At 53.3% G+C, this 20,663-nt stretch carries 18 protein-coding genes; 4 read left to right on the top strand and 14 right to left on the bottom strand.

Annotated features, from left to right (window positions below; genetic code table 11):
* Window positions 1-4 precede the first annotated feature (4 nt).
* The 4 genes from EGT51_RS00835 to EGT51_RS00850 all read right to left on the bottom strand — a co-directional run bounded on the left by EGT51_RS00835 (window position 5) and on the right by EGT51_RS00850 (window position 6,331).
* On the bottom strand, window positions 5-988 hold the full coding sequence (locus EGT51_RS00835; RefSeq protein WP_135366901.1) for a choloylglycine hydrolase family protein: 984 nt from the start codon (window positions 986-988) through the stop codon (window positions 5-7).
* 486 nt (window positions 989-1,474) lie between these two features.
* Entirely contained in the window at window positions 1,475-4,624 is a 3,150-nt protein-coding gene (locus tag EGT51_RS00840; RefSeq protein ID WP_135366902.1) for an AAA family ATPase, read from the bottom strand.
* Window positions 4,621-5,754: an exonuclease SbcCD subunit D gene (locus tag EGT51_RS00845; RefSeq protein ID WP_135366903.1), complete on the bottom strand. Its 1,134-nt coding sequence runs from the start codon at window positions 5,752-5,754 to the stop codon at window positions 4,621-4,623. The genes EGT51_RS00840 and EGT51_RS00845 overlap by 4 nt, the downstream gene beginning before the upstream one ends.
* Before the next feature lie 16 nt (window positions 5,755-5,770).
* Window positions 5,771-6,331, bottom strand: a complete 561-nt coding sequence (locus EGT51_RS00850) for a DNA-3-methyladenine glycosylase I (protein WP_135366904.1) — start codon at window positions 6,329-6,331, stop codon at window positions 5,771-5,773.
* A gap of 220 nt (window positions 6,332-6,551) precedes the next feature.
* On the opposite strand from EGT51_RS00850, the gene EGT51_RS00855 reads away from it, so the two are divergent.
* From EGT51_RS00855 to EGT51_RS00870, 4 genes are all read left to right on the top strand, one after another.
* Window positions 6,552-7,481, top strand: coding sequence for a matrixin family metalloprotease (locus EGT51_RS00855; RefSeq protein WP_135366905.1), 930 nt, complete (start codon window positions 6,552-6,554; stop codon window positions 7,479-7,481).
* Between the two features lie 143 nt (window positions 7,482-7,624).
* Complete coding sequence (locus tag EGT51_RS00860) at window positions 7,625-8,569, top strand: GH25 family lysozyme (protein WP_135366906.1); 945 nt, start codon at window positions 7,625-7,627, stop codon at window positions 8,567-8,569.
* 152 nt (window positions 8,570-8,721) lie between these two features.
* Window positions 8,722-9,675 (top strand): ferrochelatase, encoded by a 954-nt coding sequence (gene hemH / locus EGT51_RS00865; protein WP_135366907.1) that lies wholly within the window; start codon window positions 8,722-8,724, stop codon window positions 9,673-9,675.
* Window positions 9,668-10,993, top strand: coding sequence for an Nramp family divalent metal transporter (locus EGT51_RS00870; RefSeq protein WP_167850103.1), 1,326 nt, complete (start codon window positions 9,668-9,670; stop codon window positions 10,991-10,993). Before hemH ends, EGT51_RS00870 begins: the two co-directional genes overlap by 8 nt.
* A 40-nt stretch (window positions 10,994-11,033) precedes the next feature.
* Here EGT51_RS00870 and EGT51_RS00875 read toward each other — a convergent pair whose 3' ends face one another.
* From EGT51_RS00875 to EGT51_RS00920, 10 genes are all read right to left on the bottom strand, one after another.
* Complete coding sequence (locus tag EGT51_RS00875; protein WP_135366909.1) at window positions 11,034-12,155, bottom strand: glycosyl hydrolase family 8; 1,122 nt, start codon at window positions 12,153-12,155, stop codon at window positions 11,034-11,036.
* A 234-nt stretch (window positions 12,156-12,389) separates the two neighbouring features.
* On the bottom strand, window positions 12,390-12,710 hold the full coding sequence (locus tag EGT51_RS00880) for a carboxymuconolactone decarboxylase family protein (RefSeq protein WP_125580805.1): 321 nt from the start codon (window positions 12,708-12,710) through the stop codon (window positions 12,390-12,392).
* A gap of 12 nt (window positions 12,711-12,722) precedes the next feature.
* Complete coding sequence (locus EGT51_RS00885) at window positions 12,723-13,133, bottom strand: cupin domain-containing protein (protein WP_135366910.1); 411 nt, start codon at window positions 13,131-13,133, stop codon at window positions 12,723-12,725.
* A gap of 5 nt (window positions 13,134-13,138) precedes the next feature.
* Window positions 13,139-13,564, bottom strand: a complete 426-nt coding sequence (locus tag EGT51_RS00890; protein WP_135366911.1) for a MerR family transcriptional regulator — start codon at window positions 13,562-13,564, stop codon at window positions 13,139-13,141.
* A gap of 84 nt (window positions 13,565-13,648) precedes the next feature.
* Window positions 13,649-14,218, bottom strand: coding sequence for a TetR/AcrR family transcriptional regulator (locus EGT51_RS00895; protein WP_135366912.1), 570 nt, complete (start codon window positions 14,216-14,218; stop codon window positions 13,649-13,651).
* A 234-nt stretch (window positions 14,219-14,452) separates the two neighbouring features.
* Window positions 14,453-16,306: a SpaA isopeptide-forming pilin-related protein gene (locus tag EGT51_RS00900; protein WP_135366913.1), complete on the bottom strand. Its 1,854-nt coding sequence runs from the start codon at window positions 16,304-16,306 to the stop codon at window positions 14,453-14,455.
* Between the two features lie 291 nt (window positions 16,307-16,597).
* Window positions 16,598-17,440: an aldo/keto reductase gene (locus EGT51_RS00905; RefSeq protein ID WP_135366914.1), complete on the bottom strand. Its 843-nt coding sequence runs from the start codon at window positions 17,438-17,440 to the stop codon at window positions 16,598-16,600.
* Window positions 17,441-17,505: 65 nt separating this feature from the next.
* Window positions 17,506-18,681, bottom strand: coding sequence for an MFS transporter (locus EGT51_RS00910; protein WP_135366915.1), 1,176 nt, complete (start codon window positions 18,679-18,681; stop codon window positions 17,506-17,508).
* An 81-nt stretch (window positions 18,682-18,762) separates the two neighbouring features.
* On the bottom strand, window positions 18,763-19,950 hold the full coding sequence (locus EGT51_RS00915; protein WP_135366916.1) for an MFS transporter: 1,188 nt from the start codon (window positions 19,948-19,950) through the stop codon (window positions 18,763-18,765).
* Window positions 19,951-20,141: 191 nt separating this feature from the next.
* Window positions 20,142-20,570 (bottom strand): EutP/PduV family microcompartment system protein, encoded by a 429-nt coding sequence (locus tag EGT51_RS00920; RefSeq protein WP_135366917.1) that lies wholly within the window; start codon window positions 20,568-20,570, stop codon window positions 20,142-20,144.
* Between the last annotated feature and the right edge of the window lie 93 nt (window positions 20,571-20,663).

Below are 20,663 nucleotides of genomic sequence, written 5' to 3' on the forward strand. Positions count from 1 at the left end.
CTCACTAGTTCAGGTACTTGACGTGCGGGGTATGGTCCAACGGGTATTCCACGGGCGTATCCCAGTCGGTTAACATCTCGTCGGTCAGCTTGATACCTTGCAGTTCCAGGTTATCATACGGTTCCATGAAATAAGACCGCTCGTCCAAGTTGGCGTAGCCGCGGTACTGGGTGTAATCACTCTTGCCATCGGCCTTGAGCTTGACCCCTTTGGGAATCGTGACGCTGTCCAACAGGTGTTGTAGCAGGTTCAGCGTAGCCGGTGTGCCGGCCGTCTTCAGGCTGTAATGCTTGTTGAAAACGGTGCGAACAAAGCGCGACGGTGAGGTGTAGTCCCCGGGTAAGCCCAGCGCCCCGGTTCCTGGGCCTTGCGTCTTCAGTGAAAAGTCCATGTAGTCATGTAATGGCCGTTCTGCCGCTTGCATCGTGCCGTACGTGCTGAGATTTTGCAAATGCCAGCTCAGTTGCGGCGCATTAGTCATGACGCCCACGGGATCATCGATCAGATGCAGGTCTTCACTCGTGGCTTCCAACACCGCCGTTTCGCCGGTAGGGTCACTGAAGATAAAGTGTAGTGGCGTGGTCAATCCCAGCAGGGCTACGGGCACATCGAGGATCTGAATGTGGTGCACCAGCTCCCGCAAGTCAGCGACACTCTTGGCATTGCCGAGCACCCAAGCCGTGACGTCATGCGGTGCCAAGCCCAACTTGTCGGCTGGCGCCGTCTTTTGGTATTGCGCATATTGAGGGAAGTACAGGGCGGCGGCCCCCAGACCATATTCATTGACGCCATCCACAAACATGTAGTGGCTCAAGTTCCGGCCAGCGCCAATGAAGCCATACTTCGTGGTAAATTCGCCCGCATCCCCTTGAATCTTTTGGTTCCGCGGCATAAAGACGGGTTGGCCCCCTAGTTCAAAAGCAAAGTCCATCGTGCGCGCCAGAAAATGGTCGCCTTGACTGTTTTCGTAAGTCAAACTCGTACACATTGAAAATCATCCCGTTTCTAATTTAGTTACTCATTATTCTAACCCTTCAAAATCAATTTTGCACGGATAATCATTGAAACTATAACCAGTTAATTCAGTCTCACGCTAAACCGTTTCAGGGGTTATTTTGACGATTAACTTAACGGATGATGTGTGTGCGCAATCGTTTGGGGACAAAATTAGCTCACCATTTAAAGTCCGACAACCTAACGGCCAATTTTCACGTCATCTCGTGCTGGTCCGGTATCTATTTCGGCCAAGTCCGGGTATGCTTACGGTGAGAAAGGCGGCTTGGGGCAACCCCATCGATGACTAGTTTTTCCAGGGTGCCTAAACAGCAGCTTGTCCGTGACCCCCAAGGAAAAGGTGGTTCAGTTCGTGACACCAACCTTTCCGCTAGCCAGCGTCGTTCGTATTGACACGCCTTTCGCATTGAGACTGGGACCGACCACTCCAGCCTCTTTATTTTGGCCAAAATCTTTGCCCTCATTCGGCGGCGTGGTAACGAATCGTACTCTCACCGTTGCCATTGGCGACGACCTGAAGTTGGTTCTCCACCTGGTCCCGCAGTTCACTGACATGGCTAATAATACCAATCATCCGGTGCTTGCCTTCGATGGTCTCCAGCGATTCTAGCGCCGTCATCAAGGCATCCTCGTCCAGAGAGCCAAAGCCTTCGTCAATGAAGAGCGCATCCACGTCAACACTCCCGGTGGTCTGTTGGATCACCTCACCCAACGCTAACGCCAGGGCTAACGAGGCGATGAAGCTTTCCCCACCGGACAACGTGTGAACGGAGCGCTGTTCACCCACATGGTCATCGTAGACGTTGATCTCTAAGCCAGAGCGTTTCTTGGAATTGGCCTGTGCCTCATCGATGACAAACTGGTAACGACCGTTAGTCAGCTGTTTCAAGCGATGATTACCCACCGTCAGGATCTGACGCAAGTAGGTTTGCAGCACGTAGCGTTCCAGTCCCAGCTTGCTATTCGGTCCATCCCCGTTGACTACCCCGCTTAACTCGGTGAGTTCCTGAGTCTGTTTCAAGGTGGCCGCTTGGTCGGCAATCAACTGCTTTAACTGGGTCACCCGTTCGGCGTTATAGTCTGCCAGATTCTGTAATTGCCGTTGCTGTTCTTGCAAGTCGGTCACTTGCGCCTTGGCGGCCACTAATTGGGCCTGGGTTTGTTCACGTTGCGGCGTAGGTTTCCCCTGCGTACGTTTGACCAGCGTGGCAATCGACGTGGCCAGTTGAGCTTGTTGCTGCTGGAAGTCCTGCAACGTTTGCCGCTTGGTCGCTAACGTTGGCAACTCGGCAATTGCGGCCGTGACCAGGGCTTCTTGGTCGTCACCGACGGCTTGAAACTGGGCTACTAACTGTTCATGCACCGCCGCTTGTGCCGTCGCGAGGTCGGCTTGGCTGGTGTCGAATTCTTGGTGCGCCTGGGTCACCTGGGCCTGGCGTACTTCCACCTGCTGCTTGGCCTGTTGGACCGCCGCGTTGGCATCGTCCCAGGTCTGTTGATCCTGCTTGATCTGCTGAGTCAAGGCCGTTAACTGTTGATCGAAGTCAGCGACCGTCGGGGCATCAACCGGCAGTCGTTTGGTCTCCGTGGCCAGTTCCGTCGCCAATTTATCGGCCGTGGCCTGGCGATTCTTGACCGCCGTGGTCGCTGCCGTCAGTTGTTCCGTTAACGTCTGAGCCGTGGTCTGCAGTTCCGTGAGCGCCGCTTGCGCCGCCTGGAGGTCGGTCAATTGTTGGCGATTCTGGGCAACGTCTGCTTGGTAAGCCGTGACGGCGTCCTGATAGGCACTCGCCAGTTGGGCCAGGGCTGCGGTCTCGGGTTGGGCCATCGTCTGGCGCAACGTGGTCAGCCCCTTTTGAACGACCGCTTGTTGCTCGACCAGCTGTTGCTGGGCCGATTTAAGTTCTGTGGTCAGCTGCGTTGCCTGTTGTTCTCGTTGCTGGGCTTCTGCCGCAAGGCGCTTGACCTCATCTTCGGAAATAGCTGCGGCTCCAGTCGTGGCCGCCGGGTGTGGGTGGTGCACCGAGCCACAGACGGGACAGGGGCTCCCCTCGGTCAGCTGGGCACTTAACAACACGATTTGGTGGCGCAGAAATTCTTGGTTCTTCGCCTCGGCCAAGGCGCGTTGCTGGGTCGCCGTGGCGGTTGCGGCAGTCGCTTGCGCCGTTAAGTCTTGCTGGCGTTGTTCCAGGTCGGCTTGCTTACGAGTCGTTTCCTGTAACGTCGTCAGTTGTTGCTGTTGCTGCTCTAGGGTCGCCTGGCGTTTGGTCAGGGCACTCTGCGTCGCGTAGATCTCGGTTTGCCGGTCGATCACCTGTTGGTGCTTTTTCTGAGCCGCTTGGTTCGCGGTCACTGCGGTCTGACTACTGGTCACTGACCGAGTCGCCTGTTCAACGGCCGTTTGGGCTTGTTGGTTGGCCTGCTTTAGTTCAGTCACCCGCTGATAGACTGGCACCAGCGCCTGTTGTTGCGCCAAGGTCGTGTTGGCCTGTTTCAACTTTGCTACCAGTGGTTGTTGGCTCTTCAGATCTGCTTGCGCCGTAGCCAATTGCGCTTGTGCTTGGCTGAGTGCTTGTTGGGCCTGCTGGTATTGCTGTTGACGTTGGGCGACGGTCTGAGTAGCCCGGGTCCGTTGCTGCCATTGCGGTTGTAGTTGCTGGGTCCATTCCAGTTCGGCAATGCGTTGCTGGAGTTGGTCCATCGCCGGTTGCTGCGCCGTTAGGGCTTTTTGAGCCGTGCGTTGCTGAGCCAATTGCTGTTGGTCCTGAAGAAATAGCCGTTCTTGCTCATCTTGGCGAACCAACTCACTGTGCCGGTGATCGGCCGTCTGGAGAGTCGCCTGCACGGCGGCCACATCCTGTTGCGTCGTGGTCTGTTGACTGGCCATTAACGTTAGCAAGTCTGGCGTCTGATGATTGGCCAACAACGCCTGTGCACGCTCCTGATTAACCGGCGTCCATTTCAATTCGTCCAGCAACCGGTCTTGGGTCGCGGCCGTTTGGCGGTTAGCCGCCTCGTTTTGTTTCAATTGTCGTTTCAACTGATCCGTCCACCGGGCAAAAATCGTGGTGTTGAACAATTGCTCTAACACCGCGGCCTTGTCCTCACTAGGCGCAATCAAAAATTTCCGGAACTGCCCCTGAGGCAACAAGACGATCTGGGCGAACTGTTTGCCGTCCATCTGTAAGAGCTCTTGTAAGTAGTCGCGAACTTGGCCCTCCTTGGTCAATTGCGTCACTTCGTCTTCACCGGCAAATACTGTGAGCGTCACACTGGCCGTCGCTTCGTGGACCCCGGTACCGCGTTTCTTGGCTAAGATCTGACTGGGTTCACGCACGATTTCGTAGCGGCGGTCGCGATGGGTAAAGGTAAACGTTACCCGCGTGGTGTCGGTCATCGTGGCAAAATCCGAGCGCATCGACTTGGCCTCGCGGTCCACGCCCGAGGTTTGGTTGAACAGCGCATAGCACATGCCGTCAAAGATGGTGGTCTTGCCACTCCCGGTCTTGCCGCTGATCAAAAACAGCGGGGTGGCGGCAAACTTGGTGAAGTCAATGGTCTCATCGCGGTAAGGACCAAAATATTCAAGATGTAAGGTTACTGGACTCATTGATTTTCCTCCTTTTCCGCGCGCTGCAAGGCTTGCTTAGCCCACGTGAGTTGTTGGTCACTCAGGGGATGCTGCGTGACCTGGGCAAAGAAATCTTGTAAGAGCGTGACCGGATCCTGTTGCACCTGCTGCACATCTAGGGTGTCGGGCGTGACGTCCAACTGATTGACCCGATTCAACTCGATGACCCGCGGAAAACGGGTCTTGAGCCGCTGCATGACGTTGGTGATCGGCGTGGTATCCGTCAGATTCACGGCAATGAAGTCTGCCGGCGTCACCGGATAAATGTGGTTGGGGTCCAGCAAATGTTCAAAGCTGTCTTCCAAGACCACCAGATTATGCCACGGCCGCAACGGTTTAAAGGTCACCGTGACCGGCGTCGTGTCGGTATCCACGATCCACACGCCCTTAGTGTCGGCCGCCTCACTGGTCGAAAATTTCAACGGCGAGCCACTGTACTTGACCGTGGGTTCATTTTGCAAGGCTTCCTTACGGTGCAGATGCCCCAACGCCACGTAATCAAACGGCGCCAACAGGTCGACCGGCACGGCGTTGAGTCCCCCTACTTGAACCTGCGTCTCCGAATCCGTGTGCTGGCTGCCCGCCGCGAAGAAATGCGCGATCAAAACGTGGTGCTTATCTGGCGCAAACTTTTCCTGCATCGCAGCCACCAGCCGTTCCATGGCTTGGTTGACCGTTCTGATTTGGTCGTCGTCAAAGAACTGCCGCGCCGCGATTGGCTCAAAATACGGCAAGAGGAAAAATTGTGTGTCCCCTAAGGTCACGGGCGTTAAGGCGTCCGCCAATTTGGTGCGCAAGAAAAAATCGGTGCTCGAAAACCACTCTGCGCCGTAACCCAACCGCACACCAGAGTCATGGTTGCCACTGATGGCCAGCAACGGGAATTTATCCTGCCGGTTTAAGGTCACTAGCATCTGCGTAAGTGCCGTCACGGCCGGCTCGCTGGGCAAAGCGCGGTCGTAGAGGTCCCCCGCAATCACGATTGCATCCACGTGCTCCTCTTGGGCAATGGCTTCAATCTGACGAAACGCCTCTTCTTGTTCCGGAATCAAGTCATAGCCGTGAAGCTTCTTGCCAATATGCCAATCCGCTGTATGTAAAAAGCGCATAGTCGTTTCCTTCTTTCTACTTGTTCTCCGGTGCCCAATCACAACTAAGCACGTGGTCGTTTACCAATCCCGCCCCTTGCAAGAAGGCATAAATCGTAGTTGGCCCCACAAACTTGAACCCACGTTTCTTCATTTCTCGAGAGATGTGCTGCGCCAGATCTGTCGTGGCCGGGATCTGGTCGGTCGATTGGACGGCGTGCCGAATCGGTTGGCCGCCCACAAAGGCCCACAACCAGGTCGCAAAGTCTGGTCCTGCTGGCCAATTGGCCAAGACCTGCGCGTTGTTGACCGTGGCCTCTAGCTTGCGGCGGTTGCGAATGATCGCTGGATCCGTCAACAAGCGGTCGATGTCTGCGGGCGTCATGGCGGCGACCTTGGCGATGTCGAAATCGTCAAAGTCCCGACGAAAGGCTGCGCGTTTATTAAGGACCGTTTGCCAACTCAAGCCAGCTTGATAAGTCTCCAAACACAGCATTTCAAAGAGCTTTTGCAAGTCATGCTGTGGGCGACACCATTCCTCATCGTGATACCGTTCCATTACCGGCGAGCCTGTAGCCCAGTCACATCGTTTAACCATGACGATTCCTCCCATTTTTCCGTTAAATTCACTATACCAGATTCTGATTTGAAAACCAAACAAATGTTCGATTTATTATTTCATGAAAACGTCACCAATGCCGTTTTGATAGGTTAATTCCTCTGATGATTCAGTAATTAATTTTGCTTGACCCTTTGCCCCGAATGGCCTATGCTATTGTAAACACGATATGTTTTGGGGATTAGAGGAGGTTATCACTATGCGTAGAACACACCATCTCAAGGCGCGCTCACTGATTACGGCCGTTGCGGCAGCCCTAATCGTGACGCCCGTCGTCACCACCAGTACCGTCACGGCTTCGGCCGCCAGCGTAACCCCGTCTAGTGCATTGTTGAAGAAGTCTAAGGGCTATTACCAAAAGCACGCCAAGACTTTGGGGAAGAAATACAAGTTGGCTTATGATGCCCAGACCGCCCTGAAGAAAAACGGGAAGACCGCGGTGTACGTCAAAACCAAAGACAAGACGCTCAAGAAGAGTGTCACCACCGCGATGGCCTACTGGAACAAGAAGCTTGGTAAGAAGGAATTTACCCTCGGTTCCAAGAAAAAGCACAACCTGACGTTCTCAGTTTCCAAGTCGACCCCCACGAAGAGCGATCAAAGCGATGCCTGGTGGACGCCCGCTAAGAAGCAGTTACAGATTCGGCAATCCTTTTACACGGCCGAAAAGCAAAATATCGGCATTGCCATGACCAATCAGCTGAATGACGCCTTTTACAAGCAGTATTCTGGTGAGATTGAAGCCAAGGCCAAGGCAAATCTTGCAGCGGAGGGCATTAGCACCACTGATACCAGTTACTCAAGCCGCTTCAACCAAGAAGCTAGCAAAATCGAAACCAGTTTGCCAGAATACGCCGTCTTGAAAAAAGACGTGACACTGGTCAAAACCAAGCTGGCTAACGAAGGCCGGATGTACGAGTATGCCAGCACGATTGCCCATGAACTGGGCCACGTAATGGGGCTCAACCACTCCCCCAACAAGAAAGATCTCATGTACTTTGAAAGCGGCAGCACCAATGTTTACAGCTACAAGAAGGTCAAGGCTGGCCTTTCCAAATACACCCCAGTGACCAAGACCGATACCAAGCGCGCCAAATTAGCGCTGAAGATTTATGTGGCCGTTCACTGATCAACTCCGTAAAAAGTTGCTCATTATTTTTTGGTGGGCAACTTTTTTCTGCAATCGAACTGTAATCAATTGTAAATTGTCCGTAACCTCCTCGCAAGTCAGACCGTGTACAATGGACCCAAAGACTGAGGAGGATATCATTCATGCAAATTAAGTTTCGTAAATTAGGGGCCGGGTTGGCCGCTGCAGCTGCGATCTTAGCCGTGGGTATTGGGTTGAGCACGACCACGGCACAAGCAGCCGGCAATAAAGTTGCGGATGTTTCTCAATATCAAGGAAATATCAACTGGACCAAGGCGTCCAAGGACTTAAAGTACGCCATTATCCGGGTCCAACACGGGAGTAAGGGCGACGCGGGTTACATGGTCGACAGCAAGCGTAACGTCAACGCAAACGGCGCTTACAAGGCTGGCGTGCCATTTGGCCAATACATGTTCGCCGAATTCACGAGTGTGAAGGATGCCCAGCAAGAAGCCAAGGATTTCTACAAACGCAGTAACGCGCACACCAAGTTCTTCGTTTTAGATGAAGAAAAGCGGATGCCAAGTGCCAAGAAGTCAGAACAAACCTACGTCAACGCTTGGTTAAAGACCATGCGGAGTCTGACGGACAAGCCGCTGATCATGTATGCTGGTGAATACTACGCCAACGCGCATAAGCTGGACTTCTCCAAGTTTGACGGTTCTTGGATCGCCAAATACAGCTCCACGAAGCCTAAGGTCACTGGAACGTCCATCGACTTGTGGCAATACACCAGTACCGGTCGCGTTTCCGGAATCAGCGGCAACGTCGACTTGAACAAGATTCAAAACAATTCCGTCGTTAAGAGTTGGTTCGCCGGCACTTCTGCCCACAGCACCGCGAGCTACTACAAGAGCGTTAAGAACGTGACGGGCATCAAGATCGACAAGAACGTTTACGAATACAACAGTACGTTATTTACCAAGGGTCAACGCAGCACCAAGTTGACAGCTGGTAAGAAGGTCGCTGTCAAGGCGATCACCAAGAATAGCAAGGGCGCTTACCGGTTCCAATTGAACAACGGCAAGTACGTCACGGCTAACAAGGCGTTTGTCACGACTTACTAAACAAAATTCTCATCTGATTAGGGACTGCAATCTGGGATTGTGGTTCCTTTTTTGTTTCCACCGATTTCCCGAAAAATCGCCGTCCGGCAACACTGTAAGCGGTTCATTTATGCTAAGATTAGTTTAAACATAAACCCTTGGGGGGATTTTTCATGAATGGCTTACTCTTAGTCAATCTCGGCTCGCCCGCCTCACCCACAACGGCGGACGTCCATCAATATTTACAACAATTTCTCAGTGATCGCCACGTGATCGAAATGCCGCCCGCCCTGTGGCAGCCGCTGTTGCGCGGCATCATCTTACCCACGCGTTCCTGGCGTTCGGCGACGTTTTACCAACATATTTGGACCCAGGAGGGCTCGCCGCTCGTCGTGTATACCCAGCGGATGGCCGCACAGGTGCAGGCGCTACTGCCCGACTGGCACGTGGCTTACGCCATGACTTACGGGCAACCGGCGATTGGGCCGACGCTGACCCAGCTGGCGCAGACCTGTGACCACATCGTTTTACTGCCGCTTTTTCCGCAGTACACGCAGAGCACGCACGGTGGTATCTTCCAGCAGGCCCAGGATACCGGCGTTGCCGTGACACCAGTGCGCCACTTTTACGATCAGCCGGCCTACCTGGACCTCTTGGCCGATCAGGTCTGGCAGGCCTACCAACAGGCCAATTTCGACGCCGTCTTGTTTAGCTACCACAGTATCCCCAGCGCCATGGTTCGCCACGGTGACCCTTACCCGACGGAGTGTCAGGCTACCACGCAAGGCGTCTTGGATCGGCTGCCAGACCTCCCCGCTGATAAGGTCCAGACCGTTTACCAGTCCAAATTCGGCCCCATGCCTTGGCAAAAACCGTATCTCAAAAATACCCTGATGCAACTCGTTGAGCTGGGCAAACGCAACGTCTTGATCGTTACGCCGTCCTTTGTCGCCGACTGTCTGGAGACCTTGGAGGAAGACTATGTGCAAAATTACCAAACGTTCAAGGCCAGCGGCGGCGACAATTTCCAACTCGTTCCGCCCATGAACGACGATCCGCGCTTTGGCCGCTTTCTGGCCGACCTGGCGCAACAACAGCTCGCCAAGGCGGGTGATGCGCATGCCTGAACCCACGCGTCCCAGCCTAGACGAGGTCAACCGTAGCGTGCCTGTGCCTAGTGTCTATGAGACCTCCTTTTTTCAAAAGTTCTTGGCCTACAGTGGACCAGGCGCCCTGGTCGCGATTGGCTACATGGATCCCGGCAACTGGCTGACGTCGCTAGCCGGGGGCAGCCAGTACCGTTATCAACTGCTGGCAGTCCTGGTGCTGGCGATTCTGGTCGCCATGTTCATGCAGGACCTGGCCATCAAACTGGGTGTGGTCGCGCGCCAAGACCTGGCCCAAGCCATTGCGGTCCAGGTCCCCACGCCCGTGCGGATCACCTTATGGTTGCTCAACGAAGTGGCGATGATGGCCACTGACCTGACCGGCGTGGTGGGGACGGCCATCGCGTTGAAATTACTCTTTGACTTACCGCTAGTCTACGGCATTCTATTGACCGTGGCCGACGTATTGATCGTCCTGTTGTTCCTCCGCTTTGGAATTCGGCGGATCGAATTCATCGTGCTGGTCGCCATTTTGACCGTTGGCCTCATCTTTGCCATCGAGGTCTGGCGCGCCCAGCCCGTCCCCAGTGCCATCGCTCGGGGATTGGTGCCTTCGTTGAGTCTACTGACCAACCATGAAAAGTTAATCTTGAGCGTCGGCATCATCGGGGCGACCATCATGCCCCACAACCTGTATCTCCACTCGGCGCTGGCGCAAAGTCGTCGCTACGACGAACACGACCCTGCGCAGGTCACCGAGGCTTTACGCTTTGCCCGCTGGGATTCCACCGTGCACTTGCTGGCGGCCCTGCTGATCAATGCGCTGCTCTTGATTCTGGGCGGCACCCTGTTCTTCGGCCAGACCGGTCAACTCTCCAGTCTGCAGGCCGTCTATTTGGGCCTTAAAAATAGCGCCGTTGTGGGCGCACTGGCCAGTCCGGTGATGAGCTGGTTGTTTGCGGTCGCTTTGTTGATCACCGGACTGATCTCGTCGATCACCAGCACCTTGTCCGGGCAAATTGTGATGGAAGGCTATATCCACATCCGCTTGCCGCTCTGGCAACGGCGCCTGTTGACACGGTTCGTGACCTTGGTGCCCATCATTTTGATTGGGGTAGCGGTGGGCTTTAACGACCACACCTTCGAGGCCCTGATCGTTTACGCACAGGTGGTCTTGAGCATCGCCCTGCCGTTTACGCTCTTCCCCCTGATTCATTTGACGGATCAACCATCCTTGCTGGGCAACCACGTCAATCGCCGCTTCACCGTCATTTTGGGTTATGGATTAACGGCGGTCATCACAGTGTTTAACTTGCAATTATTACTTTCGGTCATTTAAAAAATGCGCTTGGGCACTCGTCCCAAACGCATTTTTGCTGTTAACTCAACGCCGTAACCACTTGCAAGGTCGCTGAGAAATAGTTCTTCTTTTCAATTGACTTCGGTAGCTGCTTAGCCGTCTTCTTTTTCAAGGCCGTGCGCTTCATTACCCGGGCCGCGTAGTTTACGGGCGCGGTGAAGGCCGTGTTTTCGTAACTGTTGACGGCCTTGCCACCCAACGTGTAAACCGCGGTGATCTTTGACTTGCGGTTGTAGAACTTCAACTGCTTGTTCAGCGCCTTTTTGGTCACGCTGTCATGTTTTAACTTATAAGTCTGAGCTAACCGCCACGGTACCCGGCAGGCGTTGTAACCGACTTGATTGTCCGTCCCGGATTCGATGGCATACGGCTGCACGGCCTTGAGCTTGAGGCTCTTGCCGGTCACAAAAATGAAGTCGGGGAACAACCCTGTCTTGTGACGAGCACTCAGCTTCTTGACGGCGCTTTGACTGCGTTTGGCGACCTTATTCCAAGAGCTGTCGTGGGTGTATTTCGCAAATGTCTTGAAGTAGCCCGTCATCAGGTCCGCCGTCCGCAACTTACTGCGATCATAAGCGCTCGTCGCCCAGTTGCCCATGGTTGGCAGCGAGGTCGTCGGATTGATTTCCTTTTGCTTGATGGCCTTGATCAGCTTCTTGGCCGCAGCCTTGTAGTTGACCTTCTTGCTGCCCCACTTCTTATCGGCAAGAATCAGTGCGTAGGCAATGTCCAAATCACCATCGGTCGCGGAATTCTTCTGCTGGCCGGTACTGGTCATCTTGTTGCCCCGCTTGGTCTGTTGCCACTGCATCAACGGCGTCTTCGCCGAGACCCGGTGTGCGCGGTAATACTTATAGAACTGATTAAACGTAGCGTGGGTGTTAGCTCCCTTCTTGGCGGCCAATACCGCGGCTAACATGCCATAACCCTGACCTTCCGATAAGGCCGTCGTGGCACCCTGGCCGTTGTTGGACTTGACGTATTTTTGCGTCTTGCCGCCCACGTAGGCCTTTTGCCACTGCTTATACAACGTCGTGGCCGACGCAGCGTGGGCCGTCACGGGTTGTTGGGTCAAGGCGACTCCCCCGACCGTCAAGCCGCACAGCACGGCCAAACCAGTGATCATCTTATGTAATTTCATGGTGTGAACTCCTTTCTGCTTTATAGGTTTATTATACCGCGCCACAGAAAAAGAGTGGATCAAAAGGTGGTTAGTCGGCGAACATGAAGGCTGAAAACCAAATATTCTCGGTCTTGGATTGTTTGGTTTTCAGGTTTAAGCGAAACCGACTGCCTTTGGACGCACGTTTCGGCTATGTAAAAAGCCTGGGAGTTTGTCCCAGGCTCGTGAATGTCCGATTTGATTTGCTAGCCATTAATCCGTGAAGATTTCCTTGGCGATGTTAAATGCGGACCACGCCTTAGGCCAACCCACGTAAAATGACAGATGGGTGATGACCTCGGCGATTTCATCCTTGGTGATACCATTGCCCTTGCCGATCTTTAGGTGGGCTGGTAATTGTTCAAAGTTACCGGCGGAGATCAGCGCAGAAATGGTAATCAGGCTGCGTTGGTGCGCGGACAATTGTTCTTCACGTGACCACACTTGGCCGAATAACACGTCATCATTGAGTTCCGCGAACTTTGGTGCAAAATCACCTAAGTTGTCGCGACCAGCTGTTTGTTTTTTTGCCATAAGTTTTACCTCCTAATCCAACGCATCGTAATGTGCGTCATCAACCGGTTCCAACCATTCTGGTGTGCCCGCAGTGATGGCCACGTGGCTGAGCCAGCTATCCTTGGTGGCACCGTGCCAGTGCTTAACGCCATCCTTGGTGACGACAACGTCGCCGGGATGTAATCGCCGAGCGGGCTGGCCGTCTTCTTGGTACCAGCCTTCGCCACCGGTGACCAGCAGGATTTGAAAGCCGTTGTGATGGATGTGCCAGTTGTTCCGGCAACCGGGTTCAAAGGTCACATTGCCAACGCCCACGCTGACATCGGGATCGTTGACCAACCCTTGGAGATAACTTTGGCCGGTGAAGACGTCTTGATACGCCACGTTCTTGTCACCGACGGGAAAAATCACGCCGTCTTTAACATTTTCATTTTTTGCCATTTGCTTTAGCCCCTATCTTGAAATTTTTGCAAGTAGTCATGGAAGCTCTCAGAATCCGCAATTGTCTGATCAACTTTGCCGTCGTACCAGTCGATCTTGTGGCTCAAGACCTTTAAATGCATCTGCAGTTCGGCGATGTCGGCTTCGGCATCATCCTTGACCTGCTGAAGCATCGCCCGGCGTTCGGGGATGGTGCTGTCACCTGCGGCCCGTAGCCGGACGTAGCGTTTCAGATCATTTAGCCGCATGCCGGTTCCCTTCAGATGAAGGATAAATCCGACCCAGCGAATGTCATGCGTCGTGTAAAACCGCACGCCGTTGTCGTCACGCTGGGGCAAAATCAGGCCTTGATCCTCGTAATACCGTAACGTATACGCTGACAAGCCTACCAGCTTGGCGAACTCGCCAATGCGGTACCGTTTTTCTGCCATGTTGTGCCTCCTTTACTTGCTAACAAGACCAGTAAACACCTTCAAGTGCACTCTAAGGCAAGGGGTTTTGACACTATTTTTAAATTAATTGATCGTCGTGAATTGGTCGATAGCCAGCTGCATCGTTTGATCGAAGCGCTGGTCAATTTTACGGGGCGACAGGCGTAAGAAGCCGCCAATCTCCTGGACAATGAAGCCAAATAACGCCGAGCGGTAAAGGGACGATTCCACTAGCGCCGAGTTATCCGCTTCATCTAAGTGGAGGCTCTTGAACATTTGTTGGTACAAGTCGACCAGGGCCTGATGCGTGGCGGTCAATTGCTGCAAATCGTTGGGATTTAACAATAATGGCGCCAAGTGCTGTTGTTGCAGGCACCCTGCCCGAAATTCATGGGCAAAGATCCACAGTGCTTCCTTACCGGCGACCCCCACCAGTCGTCGCATCAAGCGATCCGCCAGTTCGTTGACAAAGGTCAACCCGACCTGATCCAGCAAGTCGTTTAAACTATCCACATAGTTATACACAGATTGCGGTCGCACGTCGAGCCGGTTGGCCAAAGCCCGAATCGTCAGTTGGCTCAAGCCCTCGGTAGCGATGATGTCGTTGGCCTGATCCAATACCTGTTCCCGCGATAATGTCCGTCGTTTTACCATAGTGTAACTCCCCTTTTAGCGTCTTGGAGTTATTATACCGTGAATGGCCGGCAAAATAAACGGGGAGTGGCCTGGCATCAATCGTGGGGAACGCAATTGACGACCAGCGAAAGATTTTCCTTGCTTCGCTGACTATCATAGCATATAATCATCACCAAGGATAGTTAATCCTATTATAAATATATTTATAAAAAAGACGCCACCTGGCAATGCCAGATGACGCCTTTCTCCACCCTAATCATGACGACGAACGGTCAGATAACCGAATCCACTGATCAGCAACAAGCTAAGACCAATCCAGAAAACAACGGGATGGTGTTGTTCGCCGGTTTGGGGAAGCCGCTGCGCACTTGCTGATGACGCGGTTCCGGTAGTCGTCTGGCCTTGCGCTTGGCTTGACGACTGACCGTCGACACCGGTGGTTGCTTGGCCACTAGCACTACCAGCTGGCGTTGCTGCACTTCCGCCGACAGCAACACTCGAACCGGTCGCACTGCCCGCGGGCTCAGTCGCAGAACCCGATTGTCCCGGCTGCTGAGTCGTTGGCTGTTGTGGTTGCGTGACCGTTGGCTTTTGCGGCTTTTGTGGCTGCGTTACCGTTGGCTTCTGTGGCTGTTGTGGTACCGTTGGTTTCTGTGGTACTTCAGGTTTCTGCGGTACTTCAGGCTTTTGCGGTACCTCGGGTTTCTGGGGCACTTCAGGCTTTTGCGGCACCTCAGGCTTCTGGGGCTCCTCAGGTGTCTGCGGTTCACTTGGCGTGGTTGGTGGCGTCGTGGTACCAGGATTCTCAGGTGTCGTACCCGGATTTTCAGGCGCCGTACCTGGCGTCTCAGTACCAGTACCACCGCCACCTGGATTTTCAGGCGTCTCGGTACCGCCACCATCTTCGCCAGGAGCCTCGCTATTTTCCCGTTTGTCAGTCGCAAAGACTTCAACGGGAGTCGTTTGGCCGGCTACAATGGTGAATGGTAACGGCGTATCATCAAGCTCAAACCCAGCTGGTGGCGTCGTTTCTACAAATTCATAGTCACCCACGGGTAAGTTCTGGTAAATGATCTGGCCATCTTCATCGGTGACCAAATCGCTGGCAACAACGGTCCCATCGGCCTTTTGTAACCGATAGACCGCACCGGCCAACATCTCCTCATTACTTAGCGCCTGCTTGTTCAAGATGACTTCACCAGTCGCGCTGTCGCCAGCACCGCTACCGCTGCCACCCCAAGCAATCTGTGAGCCGACCGTCTTACCGTCCCATGTGGCTTGGTTGGTCCAACTACCGCCGTTGTCCAGCGTCGTCGGTCGCGTTTGGTAAGTCATGTTGATGGCCGTGGTGACATTGTCAAAGGTAAACGTTAATGTGTTACCATCCTGGCTGACGGTTGGCGTAGTCGTTCCGCTGGCCACAAAGTCACTCTTAGTAACGTATTCTCCCGTTTGCGCAACGACGGACCCCGGAATGTACTCCTGATTAGCGCCTAACGTATCCGTGACCACTGCATGGCCGACGTCTTGGCCAGTCGGGTTAAAGGCGATATTCCAGGTCAACTTGGCTGGCGAGCCGTCCGGATTCTTCTCACTGATCCAGCCGATTTTGTTTAATCCCCAGTCATCGCCGGAACCGGCCGTAATGGTCGTACCTTTGACATAGAACTGCAGTGTCCCGCGGCGGTTCGTCCCAACTGAGGCAAACGCGTCGTTGAACATGATACTCCCGGTCGTCGCACCGGCCTCGATGGTAAAGATTCCAACTTCACGACCCGTGTCATCGAGAATTGACACCGTGGTATCGTGTTCCGCCACGGCACCCGTTGGCAACTGAACCGTGGCCGTATCGCCAGTCGCAATCGGCTCGCCATCCGGAATTGCCCAGTCATAATGCACGGAATAACTCGTCCATTTGTCCAATGGCGTACCGTTGGCAATGGCGTTACCGTTCACATCCGTGATGGTAGCGTCGCCTGCCTGAAGGCCAGAAGTTGAGACCGCTGAAGCGTGAGCCGTGACGTTGTTGCAGAGAAATCCCCCAAACAGGAAGACGGCCACAGTCACGACCAGGCCAATGAATGCCCGATAGATTTTCCTTCGCATCTGTAATCCTCCCCCAATCCAAAATTCTAACTAAATGTTCCTGTCTATCCCACACCCTGTAATCACTATAGGCGCCTTTAGCGGGAAGGGGTTAGTGTTTCAATTCACCGGCAGTCGTTTTCGTCAATTATTCACCCAACCCACAAGTTTAAGCGTTGTTTGGTTGACTAACCCGCCAAACAATCATCCACTAATGCCGGTATACCGCCATTTAGCCGACAAAAAACGCGCAATCATTACGATTACGCGTTCAATAGAATAAGTCAACGAGTGATTTACTCCCGGTGCCAGTTAATCAAATTCTTCATAGGTGTTGGGGTCTTGGCCTTCCAACCGACCATCGGGCCGATTCAAGCCATCGATGGCGGCCACCTCATCCGGCGTCAGTGCAAAATCAAAGAGTGCCAAATTGGTGCGTTGATGGTTCAGATTGCGGGCCTTGGGAATCGGCACGATACCGCGCTGAACGTGCCAGCGTAAGATGATCTGACCGACATTTTTGTCGTATTTCTGAGCCAACTGTTGAATCAATGGTTCTTGGAGTGCGGCACTACCGCGTCCCAGTGGGCTCCAAGCTGAAGTCACAATGCCGCGTTGTTGGTCAGCGGCGACCATAGCTTTTTGGACCCAGTAGGGATGGACTTCGATTTGATTGACCGCTGGCGTCACGCCGGTTTCGTTGATGAGCCGGTCTAAATGCGCCGGTTCAAAATTCGACACGCCAATCGAGCGGATCAATCCCCGTTGCCGGGCGTCGATCATAGCCTGCCAGGCTTCGACGTAGTGGTCCCGCTTGGGCAATGGCCAGTGAATCAAGTAGAGATCCAGGTAGTCCAGTCCCAGGCGGTAAAGCGATTCTTGAATCGCCATGGTCGCATCGGCGTATTGATGGTACTTTCCCGGCAGTTTAGACGTCACAAAAAACTCGGCACGGGGAATCCCCGAACGCCGAATCGCTTCACCCACGGCGCCTTCATTGTCATAGTTGGTCGCCGTGTCCAGGCTGCGGTAGCCATCGTGAATGGCCGCTAGGATCTGATTGACGCCTTGGCCGCCCCGGACCTGAAAGGTACCCAGACCGATGGCCGGCATTTGGTAACCATCATTTAAGGTCACGTTTGGAATTGTTGTCATTAGAAAGCCTCCTCGAGCTTAACAGCTGATAGTTCCAGCTTACCGCAACCGATTCGAGATGTGAATTATGCTGTCTGCCGATGGTGTTTGATCACCCGGTTCAAACCGATAGCCAAGACCAGCGAGATGGCCGCATATCCGGCGGCTCCCCAGCTAATGTGCTTGAGGCCGACCGTTCCCAACATCCCCGAAGCCGTCGCGGACCCCAGAGAGATCCCAAAGTTAAAGAAAATCGAGTTCAGCGACGAGGCCAAGACCGTAGATTGCGGATAGTCCGCCTCGGCAATATTTAGAAAATGAATCTGAATTGGTGAGTTTAAGATGGTCACAATCAGGCTCAAGACCAGTAGCATCGCCAATCCAAGCACCTTGCTGGAGAGGCCCCACGGCAGCAAGACCAGTAAGATGACGTCGGCAATGTAAAACCGTGGCATGACCCGTAGCCCGTTGCGTTCGGCCAGCATCCCTGAGAACCGGTTGCTCAAGATGCTCATGATCCCAATCAGGAACAGCAGCCAATTTAAACTGGTCGTGCTAAAGCCCAGGGCGGTGGTCAGCAGCGGTCGAATGTAGGTGTAGTACGCATACATGGTAGCCGCGGTGAATAGCACCAGGGCAATGCCCACGATGACACGCCGGTCCTTCAACAAGACCAACTGGTTTTTCACGCTCCCCTGCACCTGTTCGACCTGACGCGGCAGCAACCAACCCAGTAAGACACACGTGATGGCACTGATGACGGAGATCAGGTAAAAGGCGTCGTGCCAGCTGTAACTGGTACTGATGGCCGTCCCAATCGGCACCCCGAAGACGGAGGCGATGCTGAATCCGGCAAAAATCCAAGACACCAAGCCGGCCCGCTTCTCCCGTGGGGCAATGGTACTGGCAAAGGTCATGATCAACGAGATAATGGCGCCAGCGACCACAGCCGTGATGATCCGCGAGACCAGCAAGATTGGAAAGCTCATGGCCAACCCACTGAGCGTGTTGCCAACCAGGAAGATGCCCATCAGGGTCATCAGCGTTTTATACCGACTGAACCGGTTGGTCAAAATCGTGATAAACGGCGTGCTAACGGCATAGACCGTGGCAAAGATGGTCACCAGATACCCGACCGTTGCCACAGGGATCCGAAATTCTTGGGCGATATCGGACAAGACCCCGACCACGATAAATTCATTGCACCCCAACATAAACGCCACTAGGACAAACACGATGGCTTGCCAACGATACTTGTTCATAACTGTTTTCCTCTGTTTTTCGTAGATTAATTATAGATTACCTGGTTTCGCACTAAACCGGGTACGAAATGACTCGTAAATTTAGCGTGCGGTCGCACTGGTCGCCCGGTGCCGAGCAACCACGTGGTTCAACCAGACGGCCACTACTAGCGACAGCCCGGCAAACGCAGCCCCACCCAGACCTAATCGGTTAAGCCCGCCGTGCGTCAACACGAGGGATGCCGTGGCGGACCCAATCGAAATGCCAATGTTGAAGAAAATGGCGTTTAACGACGAGGCCAGCAAGGTTGACTGCGGATAGTCCGCCTCGGCGACGTCTAAGAAATGGAGCTGAATCGGTGAGTTGACCACTGAGATAATCAGCATCAGCACCAAAAAGACGCCGAACCCGGTGATGGGATTTTTCATAGCCACTGGCAACAGTAGCAATAAGATTATATCGACCACGTAAAACCGCGGCATGGTCTTCAATCCGCTCCGTTCTGCCACCGTCCCGGATAACCGATTGCCCAGGATACTCATGATTCCCAGCACAAACAGTAACCAGTTCAACGCGGTGGTGCTAAAGCCTAGTCCGGTAGTCAATAACGGCCGAATGTACGTGTAGTAAGCGTATAGGGCCGCCGCGGAAAAGAGAATCAACACTGCGCCCAAGTAGACGCGCTTATCCGTCAGCAACACCAGTTGGTCCTTGATGCCCCCGGGCGTCTGCGGTAAATGCCGCGGCAATAGCAGCGCCATCACGATACAAGTCAATAGACTGAGTACGGAGATCAGGTGAAAGGCCACGTGCCAACTGGTCGCCGTACTGATGGCCGTCCCCACCGGCACGCCGACGACCGAAGCGATGCTAAAGCCGGCCGCAATCCAAGAGATCAACATCGCCCGCTTGTGGCGAGGCGCAATGTCGTTGGCAAACAGAATAACCAACGACTCGATGGCCCCAGCAACCGCAGCCGTCATCATTCGTGATACCAGAAACCACCCATAACTCGTGGCAAACCCACTCCAGGTATTGCCAATCAAAAAGATGAGCAGTAAGACCATCAGCGTCTTGTAACGACTAAACCGATTGGCCAAAATCGTGATCAGCGGTGTGCTAATCGCGTAAACAATTGCAAAGATGGTCACCAAATACCCCGCCGTCGCCACCGTTACTCGCAGTGAGCGCGCGATATCTGAAATCACACCCACTACCATAAATTCATTACACCCCAACATAAACGTCACCAGCACTAGGGCACTGGCTTGCCACCGGTATTTCGTCATGGCTGGACCTCCTGTATCGCAAATTGTTGATACTCCCTAGTTTAGCTAACTTTGGATAAGATAAAAAGAGTCTGGGTCTAAAACTTCCCAAACTCTTGCGCGATAACTTTAAGAAACCGAAAGATGAGTCAAAAATATTCAGATCTATTCCCTCAACTCTAGCTTCACATTTGAAGTATTACCTATATATATCAGTCATTTAAAAGCAGTTGGAGATCCTCAGTATTATCCCCATATAGGGCTGACACTTCAAATATCTGTTTGGCACCTGCCCGCTCAAGCTGTTCTCTGGCCAAATTGATGTCGTCATGATTAGCCACATCAATTTTTGTTACAACACCTATCACTGGCTTACTAAACATTGTACTAAAGGCTTCCGGGAAAACAAGTCGCTTATCTATTGCGCTTTGGAGTATCACAACTAAGTCAACATCCATTGCTGTTGTTGCCAAGCTTGTATACATACGCCGATGCTCTATATACTCACCCGGCGTATCGATAATATTCTGATAGAACTCAATGGATTGTGTCTTATTATAGTGGATAGCCATCCCCTTTAACCGTTGCAGCAAGGTCGTTTTTCCACATCCAATCGCCCCAATAAACATTGATCGCCGCATTCTCAAATCTCCTTCACCTGCTGGATCCTCATATTTTCACGATATGCTTTTAGCAAAATAGTATTCAATTATTTAAACAAATCAGTGTACCTT

Source organism: Levilactobacillus suantsaiihabitans, assembly GCF_004745505.1.
Classification (GTDB): domain Bacteria; phylum Bacillota; class Bacilli; order Lactobacillales; family Lactobacillaceae; genus Levilactobacillus; species Levilactobacillus suantsaiihabitans.